The organism is Companilactobacillus paralimentarius DSM 13238 = JCM 10415 (assembly GCF_001434985.1).
GTDB classification, from domain to species: domain Bacteria; phylum Bacillota; class Bacilli; order Lactobacillales; family Lactobacillaceae; genus Companilactobacillus; species Companilactobacillus paralimentarius.
The window spans coordinates 1-25,761 of sequence record NZ_AZES01000165.1 but is presented as its reverse complement, the minus strand read 5'-3'; the positions used below and the strand labels follow the sequence as shown (position 1 = coordinate 25,761).

The window sequence follows — 25,761 nt, the reverse complement described above, 5'->3', positions numbered from 1 at the left end:
TCGCTTTAATTGTATTTTCTGCTTATGAGTGTATAATTAGTGTTCAAATAATTGGAGGTAAGCAATATGAGATATAAAGTTACTTTAGATACTAAGCATCAATTGTTTACCGTATTTGATAAGAAAAACACTCGGGTTTCTGCATGCGGTAAGTCAATTGAAGAAGCTATGAATAAATTATTAAAGTTGAATGCATAGTTTTAGATTAATATGAATCATTTATTACAAAATTCGTAATTAATAATACAATTTCTTTACGGAAATTTTAAAATGGAGAATTTCTGGTTGATAGATGATATATTAAATGAGCAACGAAAGTTGCAATCTATCCTCAACGATAAATAAGGAGGGACCTTTCAACATTGAAAGGTCTCTTTTTTTTGTGATTCTAAAGTTAAAGCGCTAGGATTGCCTAGTAAGTATTTATTTAGTGAGGCAATATTTTATAATGCAAGAAAAACAACAGCATCTTGAGAAGGAAACAAAAGAATGGCATAAGATTCAACATCAAGAACTGAATAAATTACGTAGTGCTCAACATCATTTGCTATTTAATGTAGGAGCTTATTTAGCGATTTCTGTGATTGAATTTTATTTAGCAGAGGTCGGACATTCACAGACTCTACGGGCTGATGCTTTAAATAATTTAGCTGGAATTATTTCTGCCGTCTTATTACTAGTAGGGATTTTTATTGCTCGGGATATTGATGATGATGACTTGATGGGGCAGCCATTGCCAGAGGATATTCAAAAGAATGGTCAACGATTGCAACTGACACGATTTCATTATGAAACAGTCTTTACTCTGATTACCGGAATAGTTATGATTGCTATTTCATTGAATGTTATTTATGGTGGATTCAAAAGCTTAATGCATCCAGAATTTCAAGAAGTACCCCAACCAATCACCTTATTAGGAGCGGGTGTGGCAATGGTAATAATGATAATTGTGTGGTGGATGAATCGTTTGGCTGGTTTGAAATTACAGAACGCGGCTTTGACGGCAGCTTCTCAAGATAGTTTGAGTGATGCTTTGACGAGTTTAGGAACCATGGTAGCTATTGGTGGTGCCTTGTTGTTTAAAGTATCATGGCTCGATGGTGTGGCAAGTATCATTGTTGGTATCTTTATTTTGGTAGCCGGCATCAAGATTTTTAAAGAAAGCAGTTTAAATCTAGCTGATTATTTTGATCCGAAAGCTGAAACACAATTTCGCAAAGCTATTGAGAATAATCCTCAAGTTAAAAAAGTAGAGGATATAAATGCCCATTATAGTGGCAATATGGTCACAATGGATGTGATAATTGCTGTAGATGCCCATATGGAAGTGAAAGACAGTTACCGTTTGGGGGAGGAAATTGAAGCGCAAATGCGTCATCAGTTCGGGATTGTTGATACTGACGTAATGGTTGTTCCAGCATAAAAAAAGCCGTTAGGATTATCCTAACGGCTTTTAACGTATAAAAAAATGTCACAGGTGAGATTCGAACTCACGACCTACGGTTTAGAAGACCGTTGCTCTATCCAACTGAGCCACTGTGACATCACTTGTACTATTATAGAGAAAAGTGATTTGAGTTGCAATAATTAATTTGAATTTTTTTATTATAAATTATGGGTAAAGTGGTAATTAAATATAAAAAAAGCCGTTAGGATTTTACCTAACAGCTTTTAACGTATAAAAAATGTCACAGGTGAGATTCGAACTCACGACCTACGGTTTAGAAGACCGTTGCTCTATCCAACTGAGCCACTGTGACATCACTCGTACTATTATAGTGAAAGTCATGACTTGATGTCAATGTAATTTTGATTAAATATGCGAAAAAAAGCAAAATAAAAGGTTCACTTAATAATAAGTGAACCATCCCTAATAATAATTTACTGAATGACATTACTTACCAAACAAGAAAGGTTTGTTTTCGGCTTCTAGTTCAGAGAGTACCTCTCCATCTTGAGTGGAAACTTCAGTTTTTTCGGCTTTTAATAATGATTTGATCCAAGTTATCAATTTCATGATTTTCATCTCCGAAATAATCACAGCTTTTTATGTCATCAGCATCTGGACAGAACGCTTATAGGACAAGACTTCCTTTAACCTTATCCTTAGCCAAATTATATCAGAAAAAATAAAATTAAGATAAATTAATGTCTTATTTTGAAAAGAATTTTTGTACTTTTCAAATGTAAAGGCATACATTTTTTAAAATTGATTATTTAGGGATTGTGCTAACTCTTTTTTACGACCTTCAATGATATCTTGAAGTTCTTTTAAGTCCTCCAAAGTAGACTTTTTACGAATAAAGCTTCTTGCGGATGAACGCATAGCAATATAATTTGCACGTTCACGATGATTCTTATGCCATTTTTCATTGGCACGTTTTTGTGCATCTGTTAATACCATAAATTACTCTCCCTTTAAAACGTATCCTTGAAATTATATACAAGCTTTATTAACTAAACAAGGCAAATTATGAATAAATTTATATAACTTTCTTGTAAAAATGGTTTCATGAAATTCTTGTACATTAATATTATTAGTTTAGAATGTTAACTAAACCGATATTTTGTTTACTGGGGGTTTATTTGATGAAAAAAATTATAAAAACAACAACTGGTACTTTCCACGGAATTACTGATCATCGGCATGTGGATTTTCTGGGAATTCCTTTTGGTTATGGCCGAAGATTCAAGCGAGCAGAAGAATTTTCAATTGCCAAATTTGGTAAACAAGAAATCAATAAACTCCAATATGCTGTGCATAATGGTACACAACCGATGCAAGATGAAGCTTTGGAACAAAATGAGGATAAAATTGATTTTGGCGAAAATTGTTTGAATTTAGATATTTGTACACCAGATATCGATGGACATTATCCAATTGTCATTGAATTTTATGGCGGTGGATTTACTACAGGTGGAAATTATCAAAAACAGATGTCCTGGTTGGATCATCAAGAAGTAGTACACGTTGTTCCTAATTATCGATTAGGTTTATTTGGTTGGGGAAAAGTTGATGGCGGTGATACTAATGTTGGTTTGTCCGATCAATTAATGGCAATTCAATGGGTAATAGATAATGCACGTAGTTTTGGTGGCGATGTTGATAATATTAATTTGATAGGTTTGTCTGCTGGAGCTAAGTCAATTTCTGCTTTAATGTCATCTAATTCTGAACTGTTGGATCGCATTAAAAAAGTTATTATGTTTTCTGGTGGTGTACAGACAATACGTGACTTAGAAACGGCTCAAAAGGTGATTGATAACATTTGCCGAGTTAATAAAATTAAAACAAGTAAGGATTTATTCAATTTAACCGATGATGGATTGCAATTAGCTCAAAAGACGGCTTTACAAGGTCATTTTGCAACTAATTGGTTTGGTCCTGTGATTGATAATGATTTAATTTCTAACGATTGGCAAGATAAGTTGATTCAACGTGTTAAAAGGACTAATTTTAAAACAATTATTTCAGCTGGTAATAATGAATTGAATTTTTTTGAGGATATGGATTCGAGTCAGATTGAACAGAATGTTTTGCCAGACTTATTTGGTGAAAGTGCTGAACAGTTGAAGCAAGAATTACTGGGTGAAAATTATTCTAAAGCTGAATTAATCCGAATGCTGGGTAATGCAATGTACGCTTTGCCTGCAAGAAGATTAGCTGATTTATTGATTAAAAATAGTGATGCGGAAGTTTATTGTAATTACGCTAAAGTTGATGAAGGGAAGCATGGTGGGATTGTACGTTATTTAAATACACCAACTGCGGATCTAAAAATTGACTATCGCAAAAATCAATTGCACATACTCCGACTATTGAAGGAATTTATTAATAATGGCAAACCTTACGACGAAGAAATTAAATTTGAATGGCCTGTTTATGATACTGATCGACTAGTTCTTGAATTAGATCCTGATGACCTCAAAAGTGTCTCTGTAATAAACCGCCGGAGTCCTGATGATTTACCTTGGCAATCATACAAACTATAGTTTATAAATAAATATTGTGATTTGTATTATAAAAAATATATTGCAATTAATATATCTCAATTTTATACTGTAGATGTTGTGCTTAAGTTTGAGCATCTTTTTGCGGTGCTTAGGATTTTAGAGGTGGGCGATTTGAAAAGAAAGTTTTCATTTGTTATTACAATTGCTTTCATTTTAATTGATGTTGTTGCAGCATTTTTAACGCAACAGGCGATTATTAGTAATTTAATGGGGATTTTAATTGGTGTAGGGCTAATTATTGCTCTTATACTGATAACAAGCTTGATCAGAAGATTGAAACTTAGTAGAGGCAAATTGGTTTTGGCCACACTATTTTTCTTTTTGGTCATCGGACATGTAGTCATGGCAACATTGCCAATATATTAAAACTGAATATTGTAAAAGGATTGTGAAGAATAGAGTCTTCACAGTCCTTTTTTAGTATAATTATTTGGTAAGTCATTTTTTAAGGGGCTAATTATGTCGAGTCGTTCATGGAGAAGAATAATTGTTGGAATTATTTTTCTAATACTAACTATTTTCTATACATTATTATTTTTAAAACACGCATCAGTAACTAATGAACTGATATTCAATATTGCGCATATTAAAAGTCTGTCTAATATTTTTATTTCTCCAATTAATTTTGATTATTGGGGTCATACAGGCAGCCTGATCAACTTTTATAGTCCGTGGTTAACGATACTGCCGGGACTACTCTTTTTGAATCAAAACGTCATTATTGGCTTTGTACTAATTTTTGCATTGGTCACTTATTTAACCTTTACAAGTTCTTATTACTATATGAAAAAGTTTTCAAACGATACCTTGGAAGCTCTACTGTTTTCCGTGATTTATACATTATCTTTTAATCGCTTCATGCTGGTTTTTAGTGAGCAGAGAATCGAAAATTATCTAGTCTTAATTTTCTTGCCAATGGTTTATTATGGAGCATTTCAAATCTTTAATGGTAAATTCCAAGATTGGCTGACGTTAACTTTAGGGCTGACGTTGATTATTTGGACCAGTCCATATATGGCACTCGCGATTATTTTGACTTTAGTACCGATATTACCATTGATGATTTTCTCAAGACTTTCACACCACTGGTCGTATTGGGGGAAAACTTTACTTAACCTAATTAAAGCTGGATTGACAACTGGAATATTGACTGTTGGATATTGGGGTCCACTATTAGAGAATCAATGGACTAAAAAATTGTTGCAACAAAAGCGTTCACGGTTTGACTATTGGGCCTGGTTTAGTAAGGAATTTTTAACGAGAAATAATTGGTATTTCTTTTTAACTCTAATAATCTTATTGGGATTAGTTTTGATCGTGATTTTCTTAAAGAGTTCTTTCAGTTATAAGATTATGATTTTAGAGAGCTTTGTCATAGTAGCCTTATTAGTTACACATCCACAATTACCGGTTGATATAAGTCGTTTAATGTTTGCTCTGATAACAATTGTAGATCTCTTTGCCATTGTCGTTTTGACTAGGGTAATTTTATTACTTTTTCAAGAAGGACCAGTTATTTTACAGTTATTGATCCTACTATTGACCATTGGTGGCTTTGGTTATCTGACATACAGTCAGGCAAATCAACTACATCCGCACAATAAAATTGAAATTGCTCAAAAAATTGATTATAAAAGTTTAGTTGTAAATTATCACGATCAAGCTTTGGAGAGTAAAAATCATTTCCTGATTGATGGTCACAGTAGCCAAGTACAATTCAATACGAAGGGAAATGAATATTGGTTGCAATATTATAATCCCCAAGCTGTAAAGATGGATATTCCGATTCAAAATTACGCCGGTTATAAAGTAACTGTTAATAATGAACAACCTAAAATCTTTAGTTCTAAGTGTCACACATTATTGTTGCAGACAGATCCAAACAAAAATATCATTGAAATTCATGCTCACTATACCGTTTTGGCTATAATTTCTTTATTGATCAATTTATTTAGTTTTATTGGTTTAGGCTATATTTGTTTTAGTGACAAATGGAAAATGAAGAAAAAAATCGTGGCAGAGAGTTGAAAAAGTATGTGAAATTTGCTATATTTTATTAGTTGCAATCACTATTGCATCTACAACCGCTCAAAAATAGGTTTAAGCTTAGTGCACCTAGTTGGCGAGTCTTAGAAGGGAGTGTACGTTTATGTACGCAATTATTAAAACTGGTGGTAAGCAATATAAAGTTGAAGAAAATGCTTCAATTTATGTTGAAAAGCTTGATGTCAAAGAAGGAGACGCAGTTACATTTGATGATGTAATCTTAGTTTCTGATGGCAAGACTGTTAAAGTTGGTAGCCCAGTAGTTGAAGGCGCTAGTGTTTCTGGTAAGGTTGAAAAGCAAGGTAAGGAAAAGAAAGTTGTTACTTACAAGTACAAACCTAAGAAGCATTCACACAAAAAGACAGGTCACCGTCAACCATATACAAAGGTACTTATCGATAGTATCAAGGCTTAATCATGATAAAAGCGAGTTTTCACCAGAATTCAGATAAACAGATTGATTCCTTTTTGATTAAAGGACATGCTGATTCGGGACCTTATGGTCAAGATTTAGTTTGTGCTGCTGTTTCAGCAGTAACAATTGGCACAATCAACAATCTGGAAAAACTTACTGGGGCTAGTCCTCAGGTCGTCATGGATGAAGTTAATGGTGGTCATCTTGGCTGCCAATTTGATAAAGCAGTTTCACATGACACTGCCTTATTATTAGATAATTTATTTTGGATATTGAAAGATATTGAAGGTAGTTATTCTAAAAATATTGAAGTTCAAGTGCAAAAAAATAATATAGATCTTGATTAGGAGGTAAATTTCATGCTTAAGATGAATTTACAATTTTTCTCTCACCATAAGGGTGGTGGATCAACAACTAATGGCCGTAACTCAGCTGGTCGTAGACTAGGTGCAAAGCGTGCTGATGGTCAAGCTATCACTGCTGGTGCAATTATTTATAGACAACGTGGAACAAAGATTCACCCAGGTGCTAATGTTGGCCGTGGAAATGATGATACATTGTTCGCACTTAAAGATGGCGTTGTTAAGTTCGAAAGACTTGGCAGAGACAAGAGAAAAGTTTCAGTATACTAATATATTGAGAAAAAAAGAGGACAATGTTCCTCTTTTTTTTATATAATAAGTATGAGATATTGCCATTAACACCGAAATATTGGTAAGATAATGTATAGTGTTTTATCGGCAAAATTTATGAACCAAGGGAGAAAGAAATGTCAATTTCAGTAAATGAATTTAAAAATGGATTAACAATTGAAGTAAAAGATGGTATCTGGCGTGTTGTAGAATTTCAGCATGTTAAACCAGGTAAGGGTAGTGCCTTTGTTCGTTCAAAGTTAAAGAATTTAAGAACTGGTGCCGTTCAAGAAATGACATTCAGATCAACTGCTAAGGTTGAAAAAGCTAATATTGAAAATAAGAAGATGCAATATCTATATGCAGAAGGTGATAACTACGTCTTCATGGATACTACAACTTATGAACAACTTTCATTACCAGGTGATGAAATTAGAGATGAGTTGAAGTATTTGAAAGAAAACATGGAAGTCAGTGTAGTTATGTATAATGGCGAAACACTTGGTGTTGATGTACCTAATACTGTTGATCTTAAGGTTGTTGAAACTGAAGCTTCAATTAAGGGTGATACACAATCAGGTGGTTCAAAACCAGCTACTATGGAAACAGGCTTAGTTGTGCAAGTACCATTCTTCGTTAATGAAGGCGACATGCTAACTATCAATACTCAAGATGGTACTTACATTTCACGTGCTAATTAATAACTGATTATGGAGATAAGTTTATGGCTGAACAAAAATATGTTTCTCTACAACAAGATAGTGGAAAAATAAACGGTAATGTTGAAATATCACATCAAGTTATTGAGATCCTTCTTGGGATTGCTACGAACCAAGTTGAAGGTGTCTACGAAATGCGTGGCACCATTTCTAGTCGAATAGATTCACTTTTTGGCAGAATCAATCATGGTAAGGGCGTTGATGTGTCGTTCAATGACGATCAAATATCTGCGGATGTTTATGTATATTTGGAATATGGCGTATCAATTCCAAAAGTATCCTTGGAGATCCAAAAATCAGCCATTGAACAACTTGAATTCATGACCGATTTAGACTTAAGTGAAATTAATGTGCATGTTGTAGGTTTGATCGCTAAAAAAGATAGCGGTGAAATAGAACGTGTAACAACTGATAAAAAGGAATAAAACTAGTGATAAGTAGACATAAGATCAGAGAACTCGCAGTTCAATCACTATTTTCTATCGAAACGACTCAGGATACTCCTCAAGATGCTATTTCTTCTACCATGCAATTATGCGATTTAACATCCGAGGCAGTGCCAGATTATTTGACGTTTCTAGTTTCAGGTGTTGTGGAACACCAAGATGATCTTGACAAGAAAATTTCAGAACACTTAAAAAATAAGTGGACTGTTCAGCGTCTATCAAGAATTGACCGCTCAATTTTACGTGTGGGATTATTTGAAATGGAAAATAGTTTAGAAGTACCCAGAAAAGTAGCTATTGATGAAGCAATTGAAATGGCTGGCGATTTTGGTGACAAGGACTCAAAGTCCTTCATTAATGGTATTTTATCTAATTTTGTAGAAGGGTAAGGCTGGTGATTTTTTGCCAGCCTTTTTATGGTGATTAGTGTGAATTTATTAGAAGGTAAAAAAGTAGCAACATCATTAGACGAGACAATGACAAAACGCGTTCAAGTTTTAAAAGAAAAGGGTGTAACTCCTGGTTTGGCAGTTATCTTAGTTGGTGACAACAGTGCCAGTGCTGTTTATGTTCGTAATAAGAAACGTCGCGCTGAAAAATTAGGGATTGACTTCCAACTTATCCATTTCGATACCACCGTTACGGAAAAAGAGTTGTTGAGTAAGATTAATGAATTAAATAATGATCCAGCTATTGATGGATTTATTGTTCAATTACCAGTTCCAGATCATATCGATGAAGATAAAGTTATCGAAGCCATTAGTCCAGCTAAAGATGTTGATGGTTTTACACCAATTAGTGTTGGAAACTTATGGATTGGTACACCACTAACCAAACCAGCTACTGCTTCTGGTATTTTAATGATGTTGGACTATTATAATGTTGATCTTGATGGTAAGAATGTTGTAATAGTCGGACGTAGTAATATTGTAGGTAAACCTACTGCTGCTTTGATGTTGAATCGTAATGCCACTGTAACGATCACACATTCACATACTAAGAACTTAAAAGAAATAACAAGTAAGGCTGATGTGCTAGTAGTTGCCATTGGACAAGCTAAATTTATTAAAAAAGATTATGTCAAAGATCAGGCAATTGTTATCGATGTCGGAATGGACCGCGATGAGAATGGCAAGCTTTGTGGAGACGTTGATTTTGATGATGTCAAAGATCACGTTTCAATGATCACACCAGTACCTGGTGGGGTTGGCCCAATGACGATTACTGCATTAGTAGATCAAGTGATTGAATTAGCCGAAGGCAGGGCAAATGGATAATGAGCAATATTTAACTGTAACAGCTTTAACTCAATATCTGAAAAGAAAATTTGACGTGGACCCTTATTTGGGACACGTTTATTTGATGGGAGAAATTTCTAATTTTAGAATGCGTCCTAATGCCCATCAATATTTTTCTTTAAAAGATGATAAAGCTAAGATTTCAGCTATCATGTTTAAATCAAATTTTAGTAAAGTTAAATTTCAGCCAGAAGAGGGAATGAAAGTCCTCGTCAAAGGTCGAATTTCACTTTATGAACCTAGTGGTTCCTATCAAATTTACGTTGAATCAATGGAACCAGACGGACTGGGAGCTTTGTACTTGGCTTTTGAGCAATTGAAGAAAAAGCTAGCAGCACAAGGTGTTTTTGATTTACCTAAAAAATCTATACCACAATTTCCTAAACGAATAGCAGTAGTAACTAGTCAGTCAGGTGCGGTTATTCATGATATTATGACGACTGTTGCTAGAAGATATCCCATTGTACAAATAGTTTTGTATCCAGCTCAAGTTCAAGGTCAAGAAGCTGCACCAACAATTGTTAAGCAATTAAAACGAATCAATGAAGATGGAAATTACGACACGATTATCATCGGACGTGGTGGTGGGTCTATTGAAGATCTGTGGCCATTCAATGAAGAAGTGGTTGCGCAAGCCATTGTTCAAAGTAAGATTCCGGTAATCAGTTCAGTTGGTCATGAAACTGATACGACAATTGCTGACTTAGTCGCTGATTTAAGGGCTGCGACTCCTACGGCCGCCGCTGAATTAGCTACACCAGTTTTGAGGGATGTCTTAGTACATCTACAAGATCTCAATACGAGACTATATAATGCACAGACAAAGATCATAGGCAATTATAAGGATAAGGTTGATTCGTTAGCTCAGAACGTCTTTTTGCAGCATCCAGAGCGAATCTACGAAGTGTATTTGCAAAAAGTTGATTATCTACAAGACAAATTGCGTCAAAATTTTTCTAATTCATTAAATAGATCAAAAACAGAATTGATCCAATATGCTAATCGACTAGTACAAGCATCACCTAGAGATCAAATTTATAGTTATGCTAATCAAGTTAATCGGTTGTATCAAATTTTGATCAATAATGTGAATAAAATTATCAATAAAAACCGTAATGTATTTAATAGTGAGGTTGCTACATTGGATTCGTTGAGTCCACTAAAAACTTTGAGTCGTGGCTATGCCATTCCTACTAGTAAATCAGGTAAAGTATTAAAGAATGTAACTGATTATCAAGTGGATCAAGAGGTTGACCTAAAAGTTAAAAATGGTAACGTCAAGTTAATAACCAAAGAAGTAAGTGAGGACGGAAATGGCTGAAAAGAAGAAATCATTTGAAGAAAATCTTGCTGATTTAGAAGCAATTGTAACTAATCTTGAGGCGGGAAACGTTCCTCTAGAAGAGGCAATGGAAAAATTCAAAACAGGTGTTACTTTGAGCAAAGAACTTGAAAAGACTCTGAGTGATGCTGAAGAAACTGTGACAAAAGTTATGACCAAAGATGGCGAAGAAATTAATATCAAACAAGATCAAGATAAGGATCAAAAATAATTATGGAAATAAAAAAGTTCTCTGATTTTTGCGATCAAGTCTTACCTGATTTTAATAAGTTTTTGGATGATAAATTGAAATCTGAAATAAAACAAGCTACTTTAAGAGATGCTATGCTTTATTCATTGGATGCCGGTGGTAAGAGAGTTCGTCCGATGCTCTTTTTAGCAGTTGCTTATTCTAGCGGTATCAAGTTAGATAAGCTTTCACAGTTTTATGACATTGCTGGTGCAATCGAGTTAGTGCACACTTATTCATTAATTCATGATGATTTACCTGAAATGGACAATAGCGATTATCGTCGTGGTAAATTGGCAAATCATAAGCAATTCGGTGTTGGACCTGCTGTTTTGGCTGGAGATGGCTTGTTAACTCAAGCCTTCTATTGGATCGCCAAGTCAGATTTGAGCACTGATAAACGTATGGCTGTTGTAAGAATCTTAGCTCATAATGCTGGTCCCATGGGAATGGTAGCAGGTCAGATGACTGATATCACTATGGAAAATAAAATTTTAACTGAAGATGAATTAACAACATTACATAAGGAAAAAACAGCTGATTTAATTACTGCAGCTGTGACAACTGGAGCCTTTTGCGCTGGTCATGAGCTATCAAAGAACTTGGTTCAATATGCGAATGATATTGGCCTGGCCTTTCAGTTGAAAGATGATTTGAACGATGCCGACGATGGTGAGGATAGTAATAAGAATACTTTCCCTAATTTGATTGGCAAAGAGGCAACGGAGGCTAAATTGAAGGATTTAGTTAAGGATGCATTGAACGCAGTTTTAAAGGAAAATGAGTTTGACAAGAATCTATTGGTAAGCTTCTTAGATTATTTCAAAGAATAGGTGACACATATTGGCAAAAAAAAGAATTGATGTTTTATTAGTTGAACAAAATTTATTTGAATCCAGAGAACAAGCTAAACGTTCGGTTATGGCTGGTGAAGTTTATAATCAAGACAATTTGCGTTTTGATAAGCCTGGTGAAAAAGTTGATCCAGATACTGTTTTTCACTTAGCTAAAAATGCCCACAGCAAATATGTCAGTCGTGGTGGCTACAAGCTTGAAAAAGCCTTAAAATCCTTTGACATTGATTTGTCTGATCGTATCTGTCTAGATATTGGTTCCTCAACTGGTGGTTTTACAGATGTGGCTTTGCAAAATGGCGCACAGAAGGTTTATGCGTTGGATGTTGGGTATAATCAATTGGCTTGGAAATTGAGAAAAGATGAACGTGTAATTGTAATGGAACGAGTTAATTTCCGTTACAGTAAGCCAGATGACTTTCATGAAGGGCTACCTAGTTTTGCAATGACAGACGTTTCCTTTATTTCTTTGGAATTAATTTTGCCACCAATGTTTAACATCATTTTGCCAGGTTCTGACGCAGTTTGTTTGATCAAACCACAATTTGAGGCTGGTCCTGAAAATGTTGGTAAGCACGGAATTGTGCGTGATCACAAAGTCCACAAGATGGTATTAGAGAAAATTACTAATTTTGCTAAAGAGGCGGGATTCATTGTTTCTGGTTTAGATTTTTCACCTATTAAGGGTGGAGAAGGTAATATTGAATTCTTGATGCACATTCAAAAGCCACAAGAAGAACAACCTGGCGAAATTTTAGATAATGTTTCCGTTGAAAGTACAATGGAAGCTGCATACGCAAATCTTAATAAATAGGTGAGATAATGCTAAAAAAACTAATAATCAATAACTTTGCGATTATTAATAAGCTGCAGATTGATTTTAAAAGTGGGATGACTGCTTTAACTGGTGAGACCGGAGCTGGTAAGTCAATTATTATTGACGCTTTGGGTTTATTAGTTGGAAGTAGATCATCAATTGATTTTATTAGAACAGGACAAGAGCAATTAAATGTGCAAGGACTATTTGAGGTAAAAGCAAGTAGTCCTATTTTTGCTATTTTGGCGGAGTATGGGATTGCTCACGATGATAATCAAATTATTATTAAACGAGAAATCAATCGCAAGGGTCGGAATGTCTGTCGCATCAACAATGAACTAGTTAAAACAAATGTTTTACGACAAGTTGGTAAATTTTTGGTTGAGATTCATGGTCAAAATCAGCAACAAGAGTTATTAGATGAAGATAATCACATCAATATTCTAGATCGTTTTGCTGATGATGATTTTCAGCGTGATTTACTGAGATATGCTCAACTTTTTGAAGAATATCAATCTAAACGTAGTCGTTTAAGAACGATTCAAAAAAATTCTCAAAATTTAGTACAAAGAATTGATATGCTCAAGTTCCAAATTGAAGATATTGATAGTGCTCAATTACAAGCTGGTGAAGACGATAAGTTGGAAGATGAAAAAAATCAGTTATCTAACTTCGAGAAAATCAGTTCAGCTCTTCAAGATAGTTACCGTGGTTTATCTGAAAATAATGTGGGTGTTGTAGATGTCTTAGGTAATGTACGTGATAATTTAGAAGAAATCATGGATTACGACTCTTCTTATAAAGAACTCTATGATTCAATCAATGGAGCTTATTATCAATTGCAGGATAATGCCGCTACGATTGCTGATCAGTTGGAGAATCTTGATTTTGATGAGAATCGTTTAGATGAAATTCAAAAACGATTGATTACTTTGGATAATTTGAAGAAAAAGTATGGTCCAACTTTAGATGAAGTTATTGAGTTTAGTAAAAATGCTCATGATGAGTTATCTAAGATCAATATTGATGATGATACTGAAGCCCAATTGACGGAAGAGATTGATCAATATCAAACTAAATTACTTAATTTAGGCAAAGATTTATCTAAGCAACGTCACAGAACTGCTACTGCTTTAGAAAAATCAATCAATCGTCAATTAAAGGATTTATATATGCCTAATGCTAAGTTTGGTGTGGCCTTCAAATCATTGGACGATGATAATTTATCGTCCAAAGGAATTGATCAAATTCAATTCAACTTGAAGACAAACGTGGGTGAAGATTACAAGCCATTAGTTAGAGTTGCTTCTGGTGGTGAGTTGTCACGTGTTATTTTGGCTTTTGAAGCCATTATTGCTGAGAAAATGAATGTAGAGACAATTGTTTTTGATGAAATTGATACAGGTGTTAGTGGTCGAGTCGCCCAAGCTATTGGTGATAAGATCTATAAGGTTTCACAATTCTTGCAAGTTCTTTGTATTACACATTTACCACAGGTCGCAGCTATGAGTGATATTCAATTTGAAATAAAAAAAGAGACCGTTAAGGATAAAACAGAAACAAAAGTTTCTATACTTAACGATCTCCAAAGAATTGAAGCTATTTCTCTAATGTTGGCTGGGACTAAGGTAACTGATTTAACTAGAAAACATGCTCAAGAGTTATTGGAATTAGCTCAAGGAGAGCAACAAAGATTAGACTAGGTTGATGGATTTGATTTGGTCGAGCATTGCAATTTTAAAGAAGGCCGAATTTATTTTGAATACATATTTATTTTTAGTAACTTGTGAAATAAATTTGCCTTGGAACTGTTCATCGTTTAACATTGTAATAACGACAGAATAATGTCTTTGAAAACTCTGTTCTGCGAAAAGTTCTATTTGCATAAAAGGCATTTGTTTAATTTGAAGATTCTGATTACTTTCAATATTGAAATCAAAGTTATTATTAATAAAATTAGCGGTATGGTTGATTAGATTTGTAGTGAAATGATTGTATGCTTGTTTTGCTTGCATTTTTAAACCCCCGAACACTTGTTTGTGTCTTCATTATACGAACCTTTGTTCGAAAGAGCAACTCTATTTTTTTATTTCTTTGGTAATTTTTGTATTGACAAGTCGGAAAACCTTGAAAATCAAATGATTTTATTGCATGATAGATACCATATTATATAGATAGTAGGGATAACTTAATTATGTCAACAAGGGGAATGTTAATCGTTTTATCAGGTCCATCTGGAGTAGGTAAAGGAACTGTTAGAAAAGCTATGCTTAAGAATTCATCAATCAAATTTGATTATTCTGTTTCGATGACCACTCGTCAAATGCGTCCTGGAGAAGTCGATGGAGTCGATTACTATTTCCGAACAAATGAAGAATTTGAAGAAGAAATAAACAATGGTGGCATGCTTGAATATGCTAAATATGTCGATCATTATTATGGAACACCATTAAAGTACGTCAATCAAAAGCTAGATGCTGGAATTGATGTCTTATTGGAAATTGAAGTGAATGGTGCAATGCAGGTTCGTGAAAAGATGCCTGATGGTGTCTTTATTTTCCTTACACCACCTGATTTGACCAGCTTACGCGATCGTATTACTCATCGTGGGACAGATGATGAGAAGACAATCGATAAACGCATGGTTCAGGCTAAAAAGGAAATTGAAATGATGACAAGCTATGACTATGCCGTCGTAAATGATAAAATACCTAATGCAGTCGAAAAAATTGAAGGTATAATTAGAGCCGAACACTTGAGAGTGCCACGCGTAATTGATAAATACAAAAAGATAATAGGAGATTGATAATATGATTATTTATCCATCAATTGATAAACTTTTAGATCGAGTTGATTCTCGATACTCATTGGCAGTTCTAGCCGCTAAGCGTGCTCACCAATTGGAGAATGGTGATATTGAATTATTGAACAAATATGAATCACCAAGAACTGTTGGTCGCGCACTTGAAGAAATTGCTGACGACAAAATCGAAATTGATCCTAATTCAATTCTTCTTGAAAAAGAAGCTGAAAAGATTGAAGAAGAGAAAAAAGAAGAAGACAAATAAACCATTCCTTCACTGATTGTTGAATTAGTGGAGGCTTTTTTATTTAAAAAAACTTTTTAAGAAATTTATTTACTGGGTGGTTTTTATGGCAGTAGCAGAGATAATTGTAGATGTACCTACTATGCAAACTAATCGACCGTTTGAATATTTGATACCTGATTCGTTGACTGAAGTTGTTGTACCAGGGATGCGAGTTGAGGTACCTTTTGGCCGTGGGAAAAGAAAAATTCAAGGTTTTGTTATGCAGGTCAAGGAAACAAGTGACTTTCAAGGTAAATTAAAACCCATTTCAAGAGTGATTGATTTGAAACCAGTTTTATCAAATGAGATGTTGCAATTATCTTATTGTTTGGCCGATCGAACATACTCATTTCAAATCTCATGTCTACAAACAATGCTTCCTAGTGTCATGAGAGCAAAGTATAAGCAATATGTTATTCCCTTGGATAAAGAGGATGAGGAAGTTCAATCACTCTTAAATGGCAAGGAAACATTGGAGATTACTAATCAGCTGGATGATATCACTATTAGACTAATTAATAGATTGCGTCAGAATAATAAAATTGACATTCAATATGTTGTTGAGAATCAAGCTTTACAAATCAAACGTCAAGCAGTGACAACAGATCTAAATGTTATTCAATTACATGAAGCTAAAAGTAAATTACGTGCTAATGCTAAATCACAAATTAAATTATTGGACTTTTTAGCTCATCATTTAGAGGAACTGCCAGTAGAATTGAATGTTTTGCAAAAAGAGTTTGGAATTTCACGTTCGGCTATTAAGACAGCTGAAAAAAATGAATTATTGCAGATAATCGAAGTTACTAAATTACGTAAACCAGTTGGGATTGATCCTGAAAAAACAACTAAACTTAAATTAACAGAGGAACAACACGTTGCTGTATCTGAAATTAGTGCTGCCATTCAAAGCGAAACACCTCAAACTTTCTTAGTTGAAGGTGTTACTGGTAGTGGTAAGACTGAAGTTTACTTGCAGACAATTGAAAAAGCCTTACAACAAGAAAAGACTGCTTTAATGCTCGTGCCAGAAATTTCTTTGACTCCACAAATGGTCAATCGAGTTGTTGGCCGTTTTGGTAATCAGGTGGCTGTTTTACATAGTGGCTTATCAAGTGGTGAACGATATGATGAGTGGACTCGAATTGAAAGTCATGATGTTAAAGTAGTTGTTGGCGCCAGAAGTGCTGTTTTTGCACCTTTAGATAAAATTGGTCTGATTATTATTGATGAGGAACATGAGGCCAGTTATAAACAGGATGATAATCCTCGTTATAATGCACGTGATGTGGCTTTGTGGCGAGCACAAATGAATCATTGCCCAGTTGTTTTAGGAAGTGCAACTCCATCGTTAGAATCGCGAGCACGAGCTGAAAAGGGTGTTTACAGATTGATTCGGATGAAAAAAAGAATCAATAATCAAAGTTTGCCTCATGTAAAAATCGTGGATATGCGAGATTCTGAAAATTCAGCAATCAAAGGTGATTTTTCTCCAGCATTAAAAGAAAGCTTACAGACGACTCTTCAAAGACATGAACAAGCAATTGTTTTATTGAACCGTCGAGGGTATTCTTCATTCATGATGTGTCGGGAGTGTGGATTTGTTCTGAAATGTCCCAATTGTGATGTTTCACTGACATATCACAAGGATTTGGGTAAAATGAAATGTCATTATTGTGGACATGAAGAACCTGTACCACGAATTTGTCCTAATTGTAAAAGCAAAAAAATTGGTTTTTATGGTACAGGAACACAAAACATTGAACAACAATTGAATACACTCTTCCCAGAAGCACGTGTTTTGAGAATGGATGTTGATACTACACGTCGCAAGGGTTCACATGCTAAAATTTTACAAAAATTTGGACAACATCAGGCTGATATATTACTGGGAACACAGATGATTGCCAAAGGACTGGATTTTCCGGATGTTACTTTAGTTGGAGTCATTAATGCGGATACAACCTTAAGTTTGGCTGATTTTAGAGCTAGTGAAAGAACCTTTCAATTGCTAACTCAAGTCAGCGGTCGTGCAGGTCGAGCTGATAAAACTGGCCATGTTGTGATCCAGACCTTTAATCCAGATCACTATGCGATTAAAGATGCTGCTAAACAGGACTACGAAACTTTCTTTAAACAAGAAATGTATATCAGACATCAAGCTAATTACACACCATATTATTTCACGACTTTAATTAGTGTAGCTAACAAGGATGAAGGACAGACTTTAAAACAAAGTTATTGGCTAAAAAAGCAGCTTGAAACCTCGCTATCAAAGGATGCCATCCTATTGGGACCTAGTCCAACGATGATTTCGCGTAAACAAAACAAATATTATTATCAAATTATTGTAAAATATAAACATGAACCTCAATTGCATCAAAAATTATTAGAAATTTTAAATGAGACCCAAGCTGATGCAAAAAAAGGTTTTACAATTGCGATTGATAATGAACCACAACATATAGATTAAAGGTGATTGAATGACAAAAGTTATATTTTTAGGAACACCAGAATTTTCTGCAACAGTTTTAAGGGGACTTCTAAAAGAAGGCTATGATGTGATTGCTGCTGTAACTCAACCAGATAAACCGGTTGGTCGAAAACAAAAATTACAAAAAAGTCCGGTAAAACTAATCGCTGAAGAAGAGAATATTAAACTCTATCAACCAGCTAAGTTACCAAAGAGTCCAGAACTAGAAGAATTGAAAGCATTGCAAGCTGATTTGATTATCACAGCGGCTTATGGCCAATTTTTACCAACTTCTTTCTTGAATTCAGCTAAAGTAGCGGCTATTAACGTTCATGGTTCCTTACTGCCTAAATATCGTGGTGGCGCTCCTATTCAGTGGTCATTGCTTAACGGTGATAAAGAAACAGGAATTACTATCATGTACATGGTTAAAGGAATGGATGCTGGAGACATCATCAGTCAAGAAAAATTACCAATTGAAAAAGACGATGATAATGGAAGTTTATTTGAAAAATTAGCAATTGTCGGTCGTGAATTATTGTTAGATACAATTCCTAAAATTTTGAGTGGCGACATCCAACCTATTCAACAGGATCCTGACAAGGTGGTTTTCTCACCAAATATTTCTAAGGACCAAGAACATATTGATTTCACACAACCAGCTGAAAAAGTCTTTAATCAAATCAGAGCACTAAGTCCTGATCCTGGTGCTTGGACGATGCTTAATGGTCAAAGAACTAAACTTTATAAGACTGAAGTCGAAGAAATTAATTCCGATTTACCTGTAGGTAGTGTTTATGACCTAGGGAAGAAACGTCTAGTTATTGTTGCCGGTGACAAACAGGGCGTTTCAATCAAGAAAATTCAACCTGCCGGTAAAAAAATTATGGATATTGCCAACTATATGAATGGTTTAGGCAAAGGTCTAGAAAAAGGACAACAAGTAATAGATGAAAAATAATCCACGTGAATTAGCAGTGATTGCTTTAACAAAGGTTTTTCAAAATAAGGCCTACTCAAATATTGAAATCAGTAATTTATTGAAAAATTCTGACTTGTCAGATGCTGATAGTCGTTTGATGACAAATATCATTTATGGTGTAATTCAAAATAAATATGTTTTGGAATATGAATTGAAGCCATATTTACAGGATAAAAAAGTTGAGTTATGGTTGGATCTTTTATTGATGAGTGCCGTATATCAATTGCACTTTTTAGATAAAATTCCAGACCATGCCGTTTTAAATGAATCAACTGAAATTGCTAAACAAAAGGCTGGTCGTGGTGCTAGTAATTTGGTCAATGCAGTTTTAAGAAATTATCAAAGACATGGTTATAAGGAATTACCTAAGAGTAATTCTGTCTATGATTTGAGTTTGCGTAACAGTGTTCCTCGTTGGTTAGTTGATCTCTTTATTGATCAGCAAGGTCTTGATAAAACTAAAGAAATCCTCAGTTCAATCAATCAACCATCACATGTTTCTATCCGTGTGAATACTAATAAAACAACAGTTAAGGATTTACAAGAAGCTTTGGATAAACAAGGTTTCGACGTTCATCCCAGCAAAATTTCCTCAGTCGGTTTAATCTGTAAGAGTGGTAATTTAGTTAATACCCAAGAATTCCGTGATGGTTTATACACTATTCAAGATGAAAGTTCAATGCTAGTTGCTCCAGCATTGGATGTTCAACCTGACAGTAAAGTACTAGACGCTTGTTCAGCTCCTGGTGGTAAGACAACCCATATTGCTAGTTATTTAAAAGATGGAGAAGTTTTTGCTCTAGATATTCACAAACATAAGACTAAGTTAGTTCGTGAAAATGGTGAAAGAATGGGTTATGGCGATCTTATTAGCACCGGAGCAGTTGATGCTCGTAAAGCTAAGGACGTTTTGAATACTAAGTTTGATCGTATTTTAGTGGATGCTCCATGTTCTGGACTTGGTTTAATTCGTAGAAAACCAGAATTAAGGTTTTTCCGTAAAGAAGAAGATTTAAAGAATTTACAACGTGTTCAACTAGAAATCCTCGATAGTATGGTAGATTTACTAGAAGTTAACGGGAAATTAGTTTTCAGTACTTGTACTTTTGATGATGAAGAAAACGAACTAGTTGTAAAGAAGTTCCTCGATAAACATTTGAATTTTGATTTGATTCCAGTTAAACATGATCCTGCATTAGATGGATCAATGACTCATGGAATGCTAAAAATCTTCCCAAGTGATTACTTCACCGATGGATTCTTTATAGCAGCGTTTGTTAGAAAAAACTAGATAGGTAAGGTTGAGACTAATGAAGTATGCGTTATTAACTGATGTTGGAAAACTCAGAGAAAATAATCAGGATTACGTCAATGTTTTCAAAAATAAAAAAAATATTGTTTTTGGCATCGTAGCCGATGGTATGGGCGGTCATCGTGGCGGGGATGTCGCTTCAGATATGGCAGTTTCACATTTGGGACATAATTTTGAAGAATCCGAAGTTGATAATATTACTGAACTTCGCGAATGGATCATTAGAGAATTGAGTAAAGAAAATGACCGAATTGTTTCTGTCTCTAACCAATTTGATGATTTAAATGGTATGGGAACAACGATGGTCGGCGTTTTCTTTATCGATAAAAAAATGATGGTTGTTAATGTCGGTGATTCGCGATGCTATATTTATACAGATGATGAATTAAAACAATTGAGTGTAGATCATTCGTTGGTTCACGAACTGTTAGAGACTGGTCAGATCAGTCCTGAAGAAGCTGAAAATCATCCACAGAAAAATATCATTACTCAAACTTTGGGTGTTTCACAGACTGTTCAACCACGAGTAAAAAATTTTGATCTAGTGCCCGATTCAATTATTTTGTTGTGTACCGATGGATTAACTAATATGGTTCCTGAGAATGAAATCAAAGGTATCTTGTCTCAAGAATTAAGTTTGGAAGCCAAGTGTCATCTTTTGATTGATAAAGCTAATACCGCCGGGGGAAGAGATAATATTACCGCCTTGCTCTTTTCTACAAATGAAGACGGAGGTAAGCATTAAATGGAGAAGGGTTACCTAGTAGATGGTCGTTATGAGATTCTAGGTACACTTGGCGAAGGTGGAATGGCCAATGTTTATTTGGCTAATGACACGCTTTTAAATCGAAAGGTTGCTGTAAAAGCTTTAAGATATGATCTTCAAGATGACGAATCGGTCAAAAGAAGATTTGCTCGTGAAGCTAAGGCAACTAGTGGACTCTCCAATCCTAATATCGTAAATGTCCTAGATGTCGGAAATGATAAAGGCGTTCAATATATTGTTATAGAGTATGTTGATGGTCCGAATCTTAAGAAGTATATAAGAACACATTTCCCAATTCCATATCATGAAGTTGTCGACATTATGAAACAGATATGTATGGCCGTTTCAGATGCGCATGAGCATGGAATTATTCATCGTGATTTAAAACCGGAAAATATTTTGGTTGATGAATCTAAGGATCCAATACAAGTTAAAGTTTCTGACTTTGGAATAGCTTTGGCTTTGAGCGAACGTTCGATTACTCGAACTAATTCACTCTTGGGTTCTGTACATTACATGTCGCCAGAACAGATCAAAGGTCGTTCGGCTACAGTTTTGTCGGATATTTATGCTTTAGGGATCATTTTGTTCGAATTATTAACTAAACATGTTCCCTTCACAGGAGATACAGCAGTAACAGTCGCTCTGAAGCATTCTAAAGAAGATATGCCGGACCTGCGTAAGATTGACCCTAATATTCCGCAACCACTGGAGAACGCCGTTTTGAAAGCTACAGCTAAGGATCCGGATCAACGTTATCAATCAGTTAAAGAAATGTGCGAAGATCTGAATACTTGCTTGATGCCTGAACGTGCTGATGAACCAAAATTTATACCGACCCCAATCAATAATTTAGAAGAAACACGTGTAATGGAGCCTTTGAATAGCGTTAGTGATGATACGCCAGCTCCTAAACACCAAGCAAAAAAATTAAGTAAAAAGAAAAAAATAATCTTGTTAGCGTCGCTCGTTCCTTTGGTTTTGATTTTGTTCATTATTGCGATGATCATCAAGAGCAATCAGGAGACGACAGTACCAGACTTGTACAATTTAACAGTTAAACAAGCAACAGTTATGTTGAAGAGCTCTAATCTTCAAGTTGGTGACTTATCTAGAGAAAATGATGATGATGTCGAAGCGGGCCACGTTATCAAATCGATTCCAGCTAAAGGGCTAAAATTAAAGAACGGTGCGCAAGTCAATTTGGTTGTAAGTTTAGGAGCCACGTACTATAAAATGCCAAAACTAGTTGGTAAACAGTATGAAGACGTTTCTGATAATCTAAAGAAACGAGGCTTTAAAGTTAAAGTTGAATACAAAGCAACGAATGATTACGTGGCCGGAACAATTCTGAAACAAAGTATTCCGAAGGGTAAAAAGGTTGTTACGAAAAACAAATCTCTAACTTTGACTTTGGCTAAAATCAAGACAGTTAAACCTAAGATGGTCAAAGTACGTGATCTTGATGGATACAATTTGAAGAGTATTCAGGATTATGCCAGTGAGACCGGATTGACTTTGAATGTTTCTTATCAATATTCAGACGACGTTGAAAGTGGCCTTTTGATTAGTCAAAATCCAGCCGCTAATAGTACAATTAATCAAGGCGGTACGTTAGCAGTTGTTATCTCTAAAGGTAAGGACCCTGACAAGTCAACAAGTACAGATAAGGATGACAGTGATAGTAATAGCAGCGATAATGATAGTAGTTCTTCATCGACAAATACCGTTACTAAGGACATCACGATTCCTTATGATACTGGTGGGAATAATAGTGTAACGATTTATATTTCTGATGCGACACATAACATTGGCACAGTCTATAAAACGATGACAATTACACAAGATACTCCCATAACATTGAGCTTTAATTTAAAAGATGGACAAACTGGATCATATGTAGTTGAACGAGATAATAAGACCGTTCTTGGCGGTTCAGTTAAATAGGTGATTTATGGAAAAAACAGGAAGAATCATAAAATCAATCAGTGGTTTTTATGATGTTTTTGATGATGAAAGCAAGGAGATAATCCGAACCAGAGCACGAGGCAACTTTCGTAAACGTAAGATCAAACCTTTGGTTGGTGATAAAGTCACTTTTGATGCAACAGGCGATTTAGGATATATCCTAGAGATCTTGCCACGTGAAAATAGTTTGGTTCGACCACCAATAGCTAATATTGATCAAGCCATTGTAGTTACTTCAGCAGCGGAACCGAATTTTTCAAGTAATTTATTGGATAAGATCTTGATCAATATTGAACATAACGGTATTGAACCAGTAATTTATTTGACGAAATCAGATCTTTTAAACGATGAAAAGTATCAAACTTTAAAAGAGACTTTAGAGGGATATCATCGAGCTGGTTATTTAGTTTTTGATGACCGTGATAGTTACAATGACCAACAGGTTGGTAAATTAGAGGCAACATTTGCGGGAAAAGTTACAGTCTTTACTGGTCAATCTGGTGCTGGTAAGTCGACCTTGTTAAATCATATTGATACAGAACTAGGTTTAGCTACAGCGGCTATTTCTCAGACTTTAAATCGTGGTAAACATACAACTAGACAGGTATCATTGTTTGATATTGCGGATGGTTTGGTCGCTGATACCCCTGGATTCTCATCGATTGATTTGATGAATGTTACTCCAGAAGAATTGCCTACTTTATTCCCAGAGTTTTTGGAATATAGTTCTGAATGTCAATTTAGAGGTTGCCGTCACGTCAATGAACCAAACTGTAAGGTTAAAGAAGAATTGGCTGAAGGTAACATAATGCAGAGTCGTTACGACAATTATCTGTATTTTTTAAATGAAATTAATTCATACAAAAAAAGATATTGAGGAGTTGATTTAAATGACAGTAAAAATTGCACCTTCAATTTTGTCTGCAGATATTATGAATCTAGAACGAGATGTGAAAGTAGCTGAACAGGCTGGAGCAGATTTGTTCCATATTGATATTATGGATGGTCACTTTGTACCTAATATGTCCTTTAGTCCTAGCGTGGTTGAAGGGATGCGTCGTGTGACTGATAAGCCATTGGATGTTCATTTGATGATTGATAATCCTGATGCTTATATCAAGCCAATTGTTGATGCTGGTGCAGATACCATTCTGGTTCATGCTGAAAGTACACAACACATTTATCGTTCAATTGATTTGATCAAGAGTTTAGGTGTTAAGGCTGGGGTAGTTGTTAATCCTGGAACACCCTTGGAAACAGTTAAGGAACTTTTCCCAGTTATCGATCAAATTCTAGTTATGACAGTTAATCCTGGTTTTGGTGGTCAAAAATTCATTCCAGGTATGACTAAGAAAATTCAACGTCTAGATCAATTACGTCAAACAGCTGCCGATGATGATTTTCAAATCGAAGTCGATGGTGGAATCAATAATGAAACTATTGCTCAATGTGCCCACGCTGGTGCTGATATCTTTGTTGCCGGTTCATACCTTTATGGTCATGATGATATTAAAGATCGTGTCGATAATCTTAAATCGTTAGCAGTGAATGCTAAACAATGAAACGAGTAAATATCCTTTTGGGTGGCCCCAAATCCGAGTACCCAGATGAGTTAAGTAAGAGTATCAAGGGTATTCCAGGTCCATGGATTGGAGCAGACCGTGGTAGTTTGTATTTGTTAGAACAAGGTATCATTCCTGATATTGCTATTGGTGATTTTGATTCCATTAACAAGAAGGAACAACGTTTATTAAAAGATAATATTGCTGATTTTAAAAAGTTCCCACCTGAAAAAGATGATACCGATTCAGAATTATGTCTTTTAGCAGCTAGGGAAAAATATAATGCTCAAGAATATTATGTTTATGGTGCAACGGGTGGCCGTATCGATCATTTCTTAGTTAATTTGTTTTTACCATTTGATCCAAGATTCTTGGATTTTTACGATAAGTTGTATTACAAGTCGGCTACGAATACGATTAGATTCTGCAAACCAGGCCGCTACAAGATTTATCATGAGAACGGCATGAAATACATTGCCTTTGTCAATTTAGGCCCTGTAACGCATTTAAACATCTATGATGCTAAATACAAGTTGAAGGATTTTAATGCTGGACATCCGGTCAGCTGGGCAAGCAATGAGTTTTTAGGAGAAACTATTGATTTTGGCTTTGAAAGTGGAATTGTTGCTGTTATTCAAAGTAAAGATTAAGTTAATTATAATTATAAAAAAGAGCAGACGCTTATTGTTAGTAAGTGCCTGCTCTTTTTTTATAGTTTAAGAAATATAAATATTTCGATAATAAAAGGCTGTTCGTCAAATCAAGTTGATGGCGGTTCAAGTTAACAGTTAGACCAT

Annotated in this window: 30 protein-coding genes, 2 tRNA genes and 1 other annotated feature; of the genes, 27 read left to right on the top strand and 5 right to left on the bottom strand. The window is 35.0% G+C overall.

The features are described 5' to 3' along the window. The first annotated feature begins 66 nt into the window (after positions 1-66). Positions 67-198: a hypothetical protein gene (locus FD33_RS13065; protein WP_264372407.1), complete on the top strand. Its 132-nt coding sequence runs from the start codon at positions 67-69 to the stop codon at positions 196-198. A 250-nt stretch (positions 199-448) separates the two neighbouring features. Further along, positions 449-1,423: a cation diffusion facilitator family transporter gene (locus tag FD33_RS11920; protein WP_056956001.1), complete on the top strand. Its 975-nt coding sequence runs from the start codon at positions 449-451 to the stop codon at positions 1,421-1,423. 46 nt (positions 1,424-1,469) lie between these two features. Here the strand turns inward: FD33_RS11920 and FD33_RS11915 are convergent. The 4 genes from FD33_RS11915 to FD33_RS11905 all read right to left on the bottom strand — a co-directional run bounded on the left by FD33_RS11915 (position 1,470) and on the right by FD33_RS11905 (position 2,404). Next, a tRNA-Arg gene (locus tag FD33_RS11915) sits at positions 1,470-1,543 on the bottom strand. 143 nt (positions 1,544-1,686) lie between these two features. Continuing rightward, positions 1,687-1,760 (bottom strand) — tRNA-Arg (locus tag FD33_RS11910). A 134-nt stretch (positions 1,761-1,894) separates the two neighbouring features. Continuing rightward, positions 1,895-2,017, bottom strand: a complete 123-nt coding sequence (locus FD33_RS13060) for a hypothetical protein (RefSeq protein WP_264372406.1) — start codon at positions 2,015-2,017, stop codon at positions 1,895-1,897. A gap of 186 nt (positions 2,018-2,203) precedes the next feature. Further along, positions 2,204-2,404 (bottom strand): hypothetical protein, encoded by a 201-nt coding sequence (locus FD33_RS11905; RefSeq protein ID WP_025084523.1) that lies wholly within the window; start codon positions 2,402-2,404, stop codon positions 2,204-2,206. A 185-nt stretch (positions 2,405-2,589) separates the two neighbouring features. Between FD33_RS11905 and FD33_RS11900 the strand changes: the two genes are divergently transcribed. From FD33_RS11900 to recN, 15 genes are all read left to right on the top strand, one after another. Next, entirely contained in the window at positions 2,590-3,993 is a 1,404-nt protein-coding gene (locus FD33_RS11900) for a carboxylesterase family protein (protein WP_056956000.1), read from the top strand. Between the two features lie 21 nt (positions 3,994-4,014). Continuing rightward, a complete protein-coding gene (locus tag FD33_RS11895) occupies positions 4,015-4,380 on the top strand; it encodes a hypothetical protein (protein WP_193322498.1) in 366 nt (121 codons plus the stop codon). Between the two features lie 93 nt (positions 4,381-4,473). Then, positions 4,474-6,042, top strand: coding sequence for a glycosyltransferase family protein (locus FD33_RS11890; RefSeq protein WP_025085482.1), 1,569 nt, complete (start codon positions 4,474-4,476; stop codon positions 6,040-6,042). Positions 6,043-6,086: 44 nt separating this feature from the next. Beyond that, positions 6,087-6,154: a sequence feature (ribosomal protein L21 leader region), on the top strand. Between the two features lie 9 nt (positions 6,155-6,163). Next, positions 6,164-6,475 carry a 50S ribosomal protein L21 gene (rplU, locus tag FD33_RS11885; protein WP_025085481.1) on the top strand — a complete coding sequence of 104 codons (312 nt, stop codon included), beginning with the start codon at positions 6,164-6,166 and terminating at the stop codon, positions 6,473-6,475. A 2-nt stretch (positions 6,476-6,477) separates the two neighbouring features. Beyond that, positions 6,478-6,822: a ribosomal-processing cysteine protease Prp gene (locus FD33_RS11880; protein ID WP_025085480.1), complete on the top strand. Its 345-nt coding sequence runs from the start codon at positions 6,478-6,480 to the stop codon at positions 6,820-6,822. A 12-nt stretch (positions 6,823-6,834) separates the two neighbouring features. Further along, a complete protein-coding gene (gene rpmA, locus FD33_RS11875; RefSeq protein ID WP_025085479.1) occupies positions 6,835-7,107 on the top strand; it encodes a 50S ribosomal protein L27 in 273 nt (90 codons plus the stop codon). A 137-nt stretch (positions 7,108-7,244) separates the two neighbouring features. Continuing rightward, positions 7,245-7,808, top strand: a complete 564-nt coding sequence (gene efp, locus FD33_RS11870; protein ID WP_025085478.1) for an elongation factor P — start codon at positions 7,245-7,247, stop codon at positions 7,806-7,808. 23 nt (positions 7,809-7,831) lie between these two features. Next, the gene (locus tag FD33_RS11865) at positions 7,832-8,251 is read left to right on the top strand and encodes an Asp23/Gls24 family envelope stress response protein (RefSeq protein ID WP_025085477.1); all 420 of its coding nucleotides are present in this window, start codon (positions 7,832-7,834) and stop codon (positions 8,249-8,251) included. Positions 8,252-8,256: 5 nt separating this feature from the next. Continuing rightward, positions 8,257-8,661, top strand: coding sequence for a transcription antitermination factor NusB (gene nusB / locus FD33_RS11860; protein WP_025085476.1), 405 nt, complete (start codon positions 8,257-8,259; stop codon positions 8,659-8,661). 39 nt (positions 8,662-8,700) lie between these two features. After that, positions 8,701-9,549 carry a bifunctional 5,10-methylenetetrahydrofolate dehydrogenase/5,10-methenyltetrahydrofolate cyclohydrolase gene (locus tag FD33_RS11855; protein WP_025085475.1) on the top strand — a complete coding sequence of 283 codons (849 nt, stop codon included), beginning with the start codon at positions 8,701-8,703 and terminating at the stop codon, positions 9,547-9,549. Next, a complete protein-coding gene (xseA, locus tag FD33_RS11850) occupies positions 9,542-10,891 on the top strand; it encodes an exodeoxyribonuclease VII large subunit (RefSeq protein ID WP_025085474.1) in 1,350 nt (449 codons plus the stop codon). The genes FD33_RS11855 and xseA overlap by 8 nt, the downstream gene beginning before the upstream one ends. Further along, positions 10,884-11,123, top strand: a complete 240-nt coding sequence (locus tag FD33_RS11845) for an exodeoxyribonuclease VII small subunit (protein WP_025085473.1) — start codon at positions 10,884-10,886, stop codon at positions 11,121-11,123. The genes xseA and FD33_RS11845 overlap by 8 nt, the downstream gene beginning before the upstream one ends. Before the next feature lie 2 nt (positions 11,124-11,125). Further along, positions 11,126-11,974: a polyprenyl synthetase family protein gene (locus FD33_RS11840; protein WP_025085472.1), complete on the top strand. Its 849-nt coding sequence runs from the start codon at positions 11,126-11,128 to the stop codon at positions 11,972-11,974. Between the two features lie 10 nt (positions 11,975-11,984). Next, positions 11,985-12,809 carry a TlyA family RNA methyltransferase gene (locus FD33_RS11835; RefSeq protein ID WP_025085471.1) on the top strand — a complete coding sequence of 275 codons (825 nt, stop codon included), beginning with the start codon at positions 11,985-11,987 and terminating at the stop codon, positions 12,807-12,809. Between the two features lie 8 nt (positions 12,810-12,817). Further along, on the top strand, positions 12,818-14,515 hold the full coding sequence (gene recN / locus FD33_RS11830) for a DNA repair protein RecN (protein ID WP_056955999.1): 1,698 nt from the start codon (positions 12,818-12,820) through the stop codon (positions 14,513-14,515). Here recN and FD33_RS11825 read toward each other — a convergent pair. Beyond that, the gene (locus FD33_RS11825; RefSeq protein WP_025085470.1) at positions 14,507-14,827 is read right to left on the bottom strand and encodes a hypothetical protein; all 321 of its coding nucleotides are present in this window, start codon (positions 14,825-14,827) and stop codon (positions 14,507-14,509) included. The two genes, recN and FD33_RS11825, sit on opposite strands and share 9 nt — an antisense overlap. A 179-nt stretch (positions 14,828-15,006) precedes the next feature. Here FD33_RS11825 and gmk point away from each other — a divergent pair, with 179 nt between their 5' ends. From gmk to FD33_RS11775, 10 genes are all read left to right on the top strand, one after another. After that, positions 15,007-15,618 (top strand): guanylate kinase, encoded by a 612-nt coding sequence (gmk, locus tag FD33_RS11820; protein ID WP_025085469.1) that lies wholly within the window; start codon positions 15,007-15,009, stop codon positions 15,616-15,618. A gap of 4 nt (positions 15,619-15,622) precedes the next feature. After that, on the top strand, positions 15,623-15,880 hold the full coding sequence (rpoZ, locus tag FD33_RS11815; protein ID WP_025085468.1) for a DNA-directed RNA polymerase subunit omega: 258 nt from the start codon (positions 15,623-15,625) through the stop codon (positions 15,878-15,880). 85 nt (positions 15,881-15,965) lie between these two features. Continuing rightward, entirely contained in the window at positions 15,966-18,374 is a 2,409-nt protein-coding gene (gene priA, locus FD33_RS11810) for a primosomal protein N' (protein WP_056955998.1), read from the top strand. A gap of 10 nt (positions 18,375-18,384) precedes the next feature. Then, positions 18,385-19,335 carry a methionyl-tRNA formyltransferase gene (gene fmt / locus FD33_RS11805; protein WP_025085467.1) on the top strand — a complete coding sequence of 317 codons (951 nt, stop codon included), beginning with the start codon at positions 18,385-18,387 and terminating at the stop codon, positions 19,333-19,335. Beyond that, positions 19,325-20,647, top strand: coding sequence for a 16S rRNA (cytosine(967)-C(5))-methyltransferase RsmB (gene rsmB, locus FD33_RS11800; protein WP_025085466.1), 1,323 nt, complete (start codon positions 19,325-19,327; stop codon positions 20,645-20,647). Before fmt ends, rsmB begins: the two co-directional genes overlap by 11 nt. Positions 20,648-20,666: 19 nt before the next feature. Continuing rightward, a complete protein-coding gene (locus FD33_RS11795) occupies positions 20,667-21,413 on the top strand; it encodes a Stp1/IreP family PP2C-type Ser/Thr phosphatase (RefSeq protein WP_025085465.1) in 747 nt (248 codons plus the stop codon). After that, positions 21,414-23,381 carry a Stk1 family PASTA domain-containing Ser/Thr kinase gene (gene pknB / locus FD33_RS11790; RefSeq protein ID WP_056955997.1) on the top strand — a complete coding sequence of 656 codons (1,968 nt, stop codon included), beginning with the start codon at positions 21,414-21,416 and terminating at the stop codon, positions 23,379-23,381. 7 nt (positions 23,382-23,388) lie between these two features. Further along, positions 23,389-24,279, top strand: a complete 891-nt coding sequence (gene rsgA / locus FD33_RS11785) for a ribosome small subunit-dependent GTPase A (protein ID WP_025085464.1) — start codon at positions 23,389-23,391, stop codon at positions 24,277-24,279. Between the two features lie 13 nt (positions 24,280-24,292). Beyond that, positions 24,293-24,964, top strand: coding sequence for a ribulose-phosphate 3-epimerase (gene rpe, locus FD33_RS11780; protein ID WP_025085463.1), 672 nt, complete (start codon positions 24,293-24,295; stop codon positions 24,962-24,964). Then, positions 24,961-25,614 (top strand): thiamine diphosphokinase, encoded by a 654-nt coding sequence (locus tag FD33_RS11775; protein ID WP_025085462.1) that lies wholly within the window; start codon positions 24,961-24,963, stop codon positions 25,612-25,614. The genes rpe and FD33_RS11775 overlap by 4 nt, the downstream gene beginning before the upstream one ends. Positions 25,615-25,761: the final 147 nt, after the last annotated feature.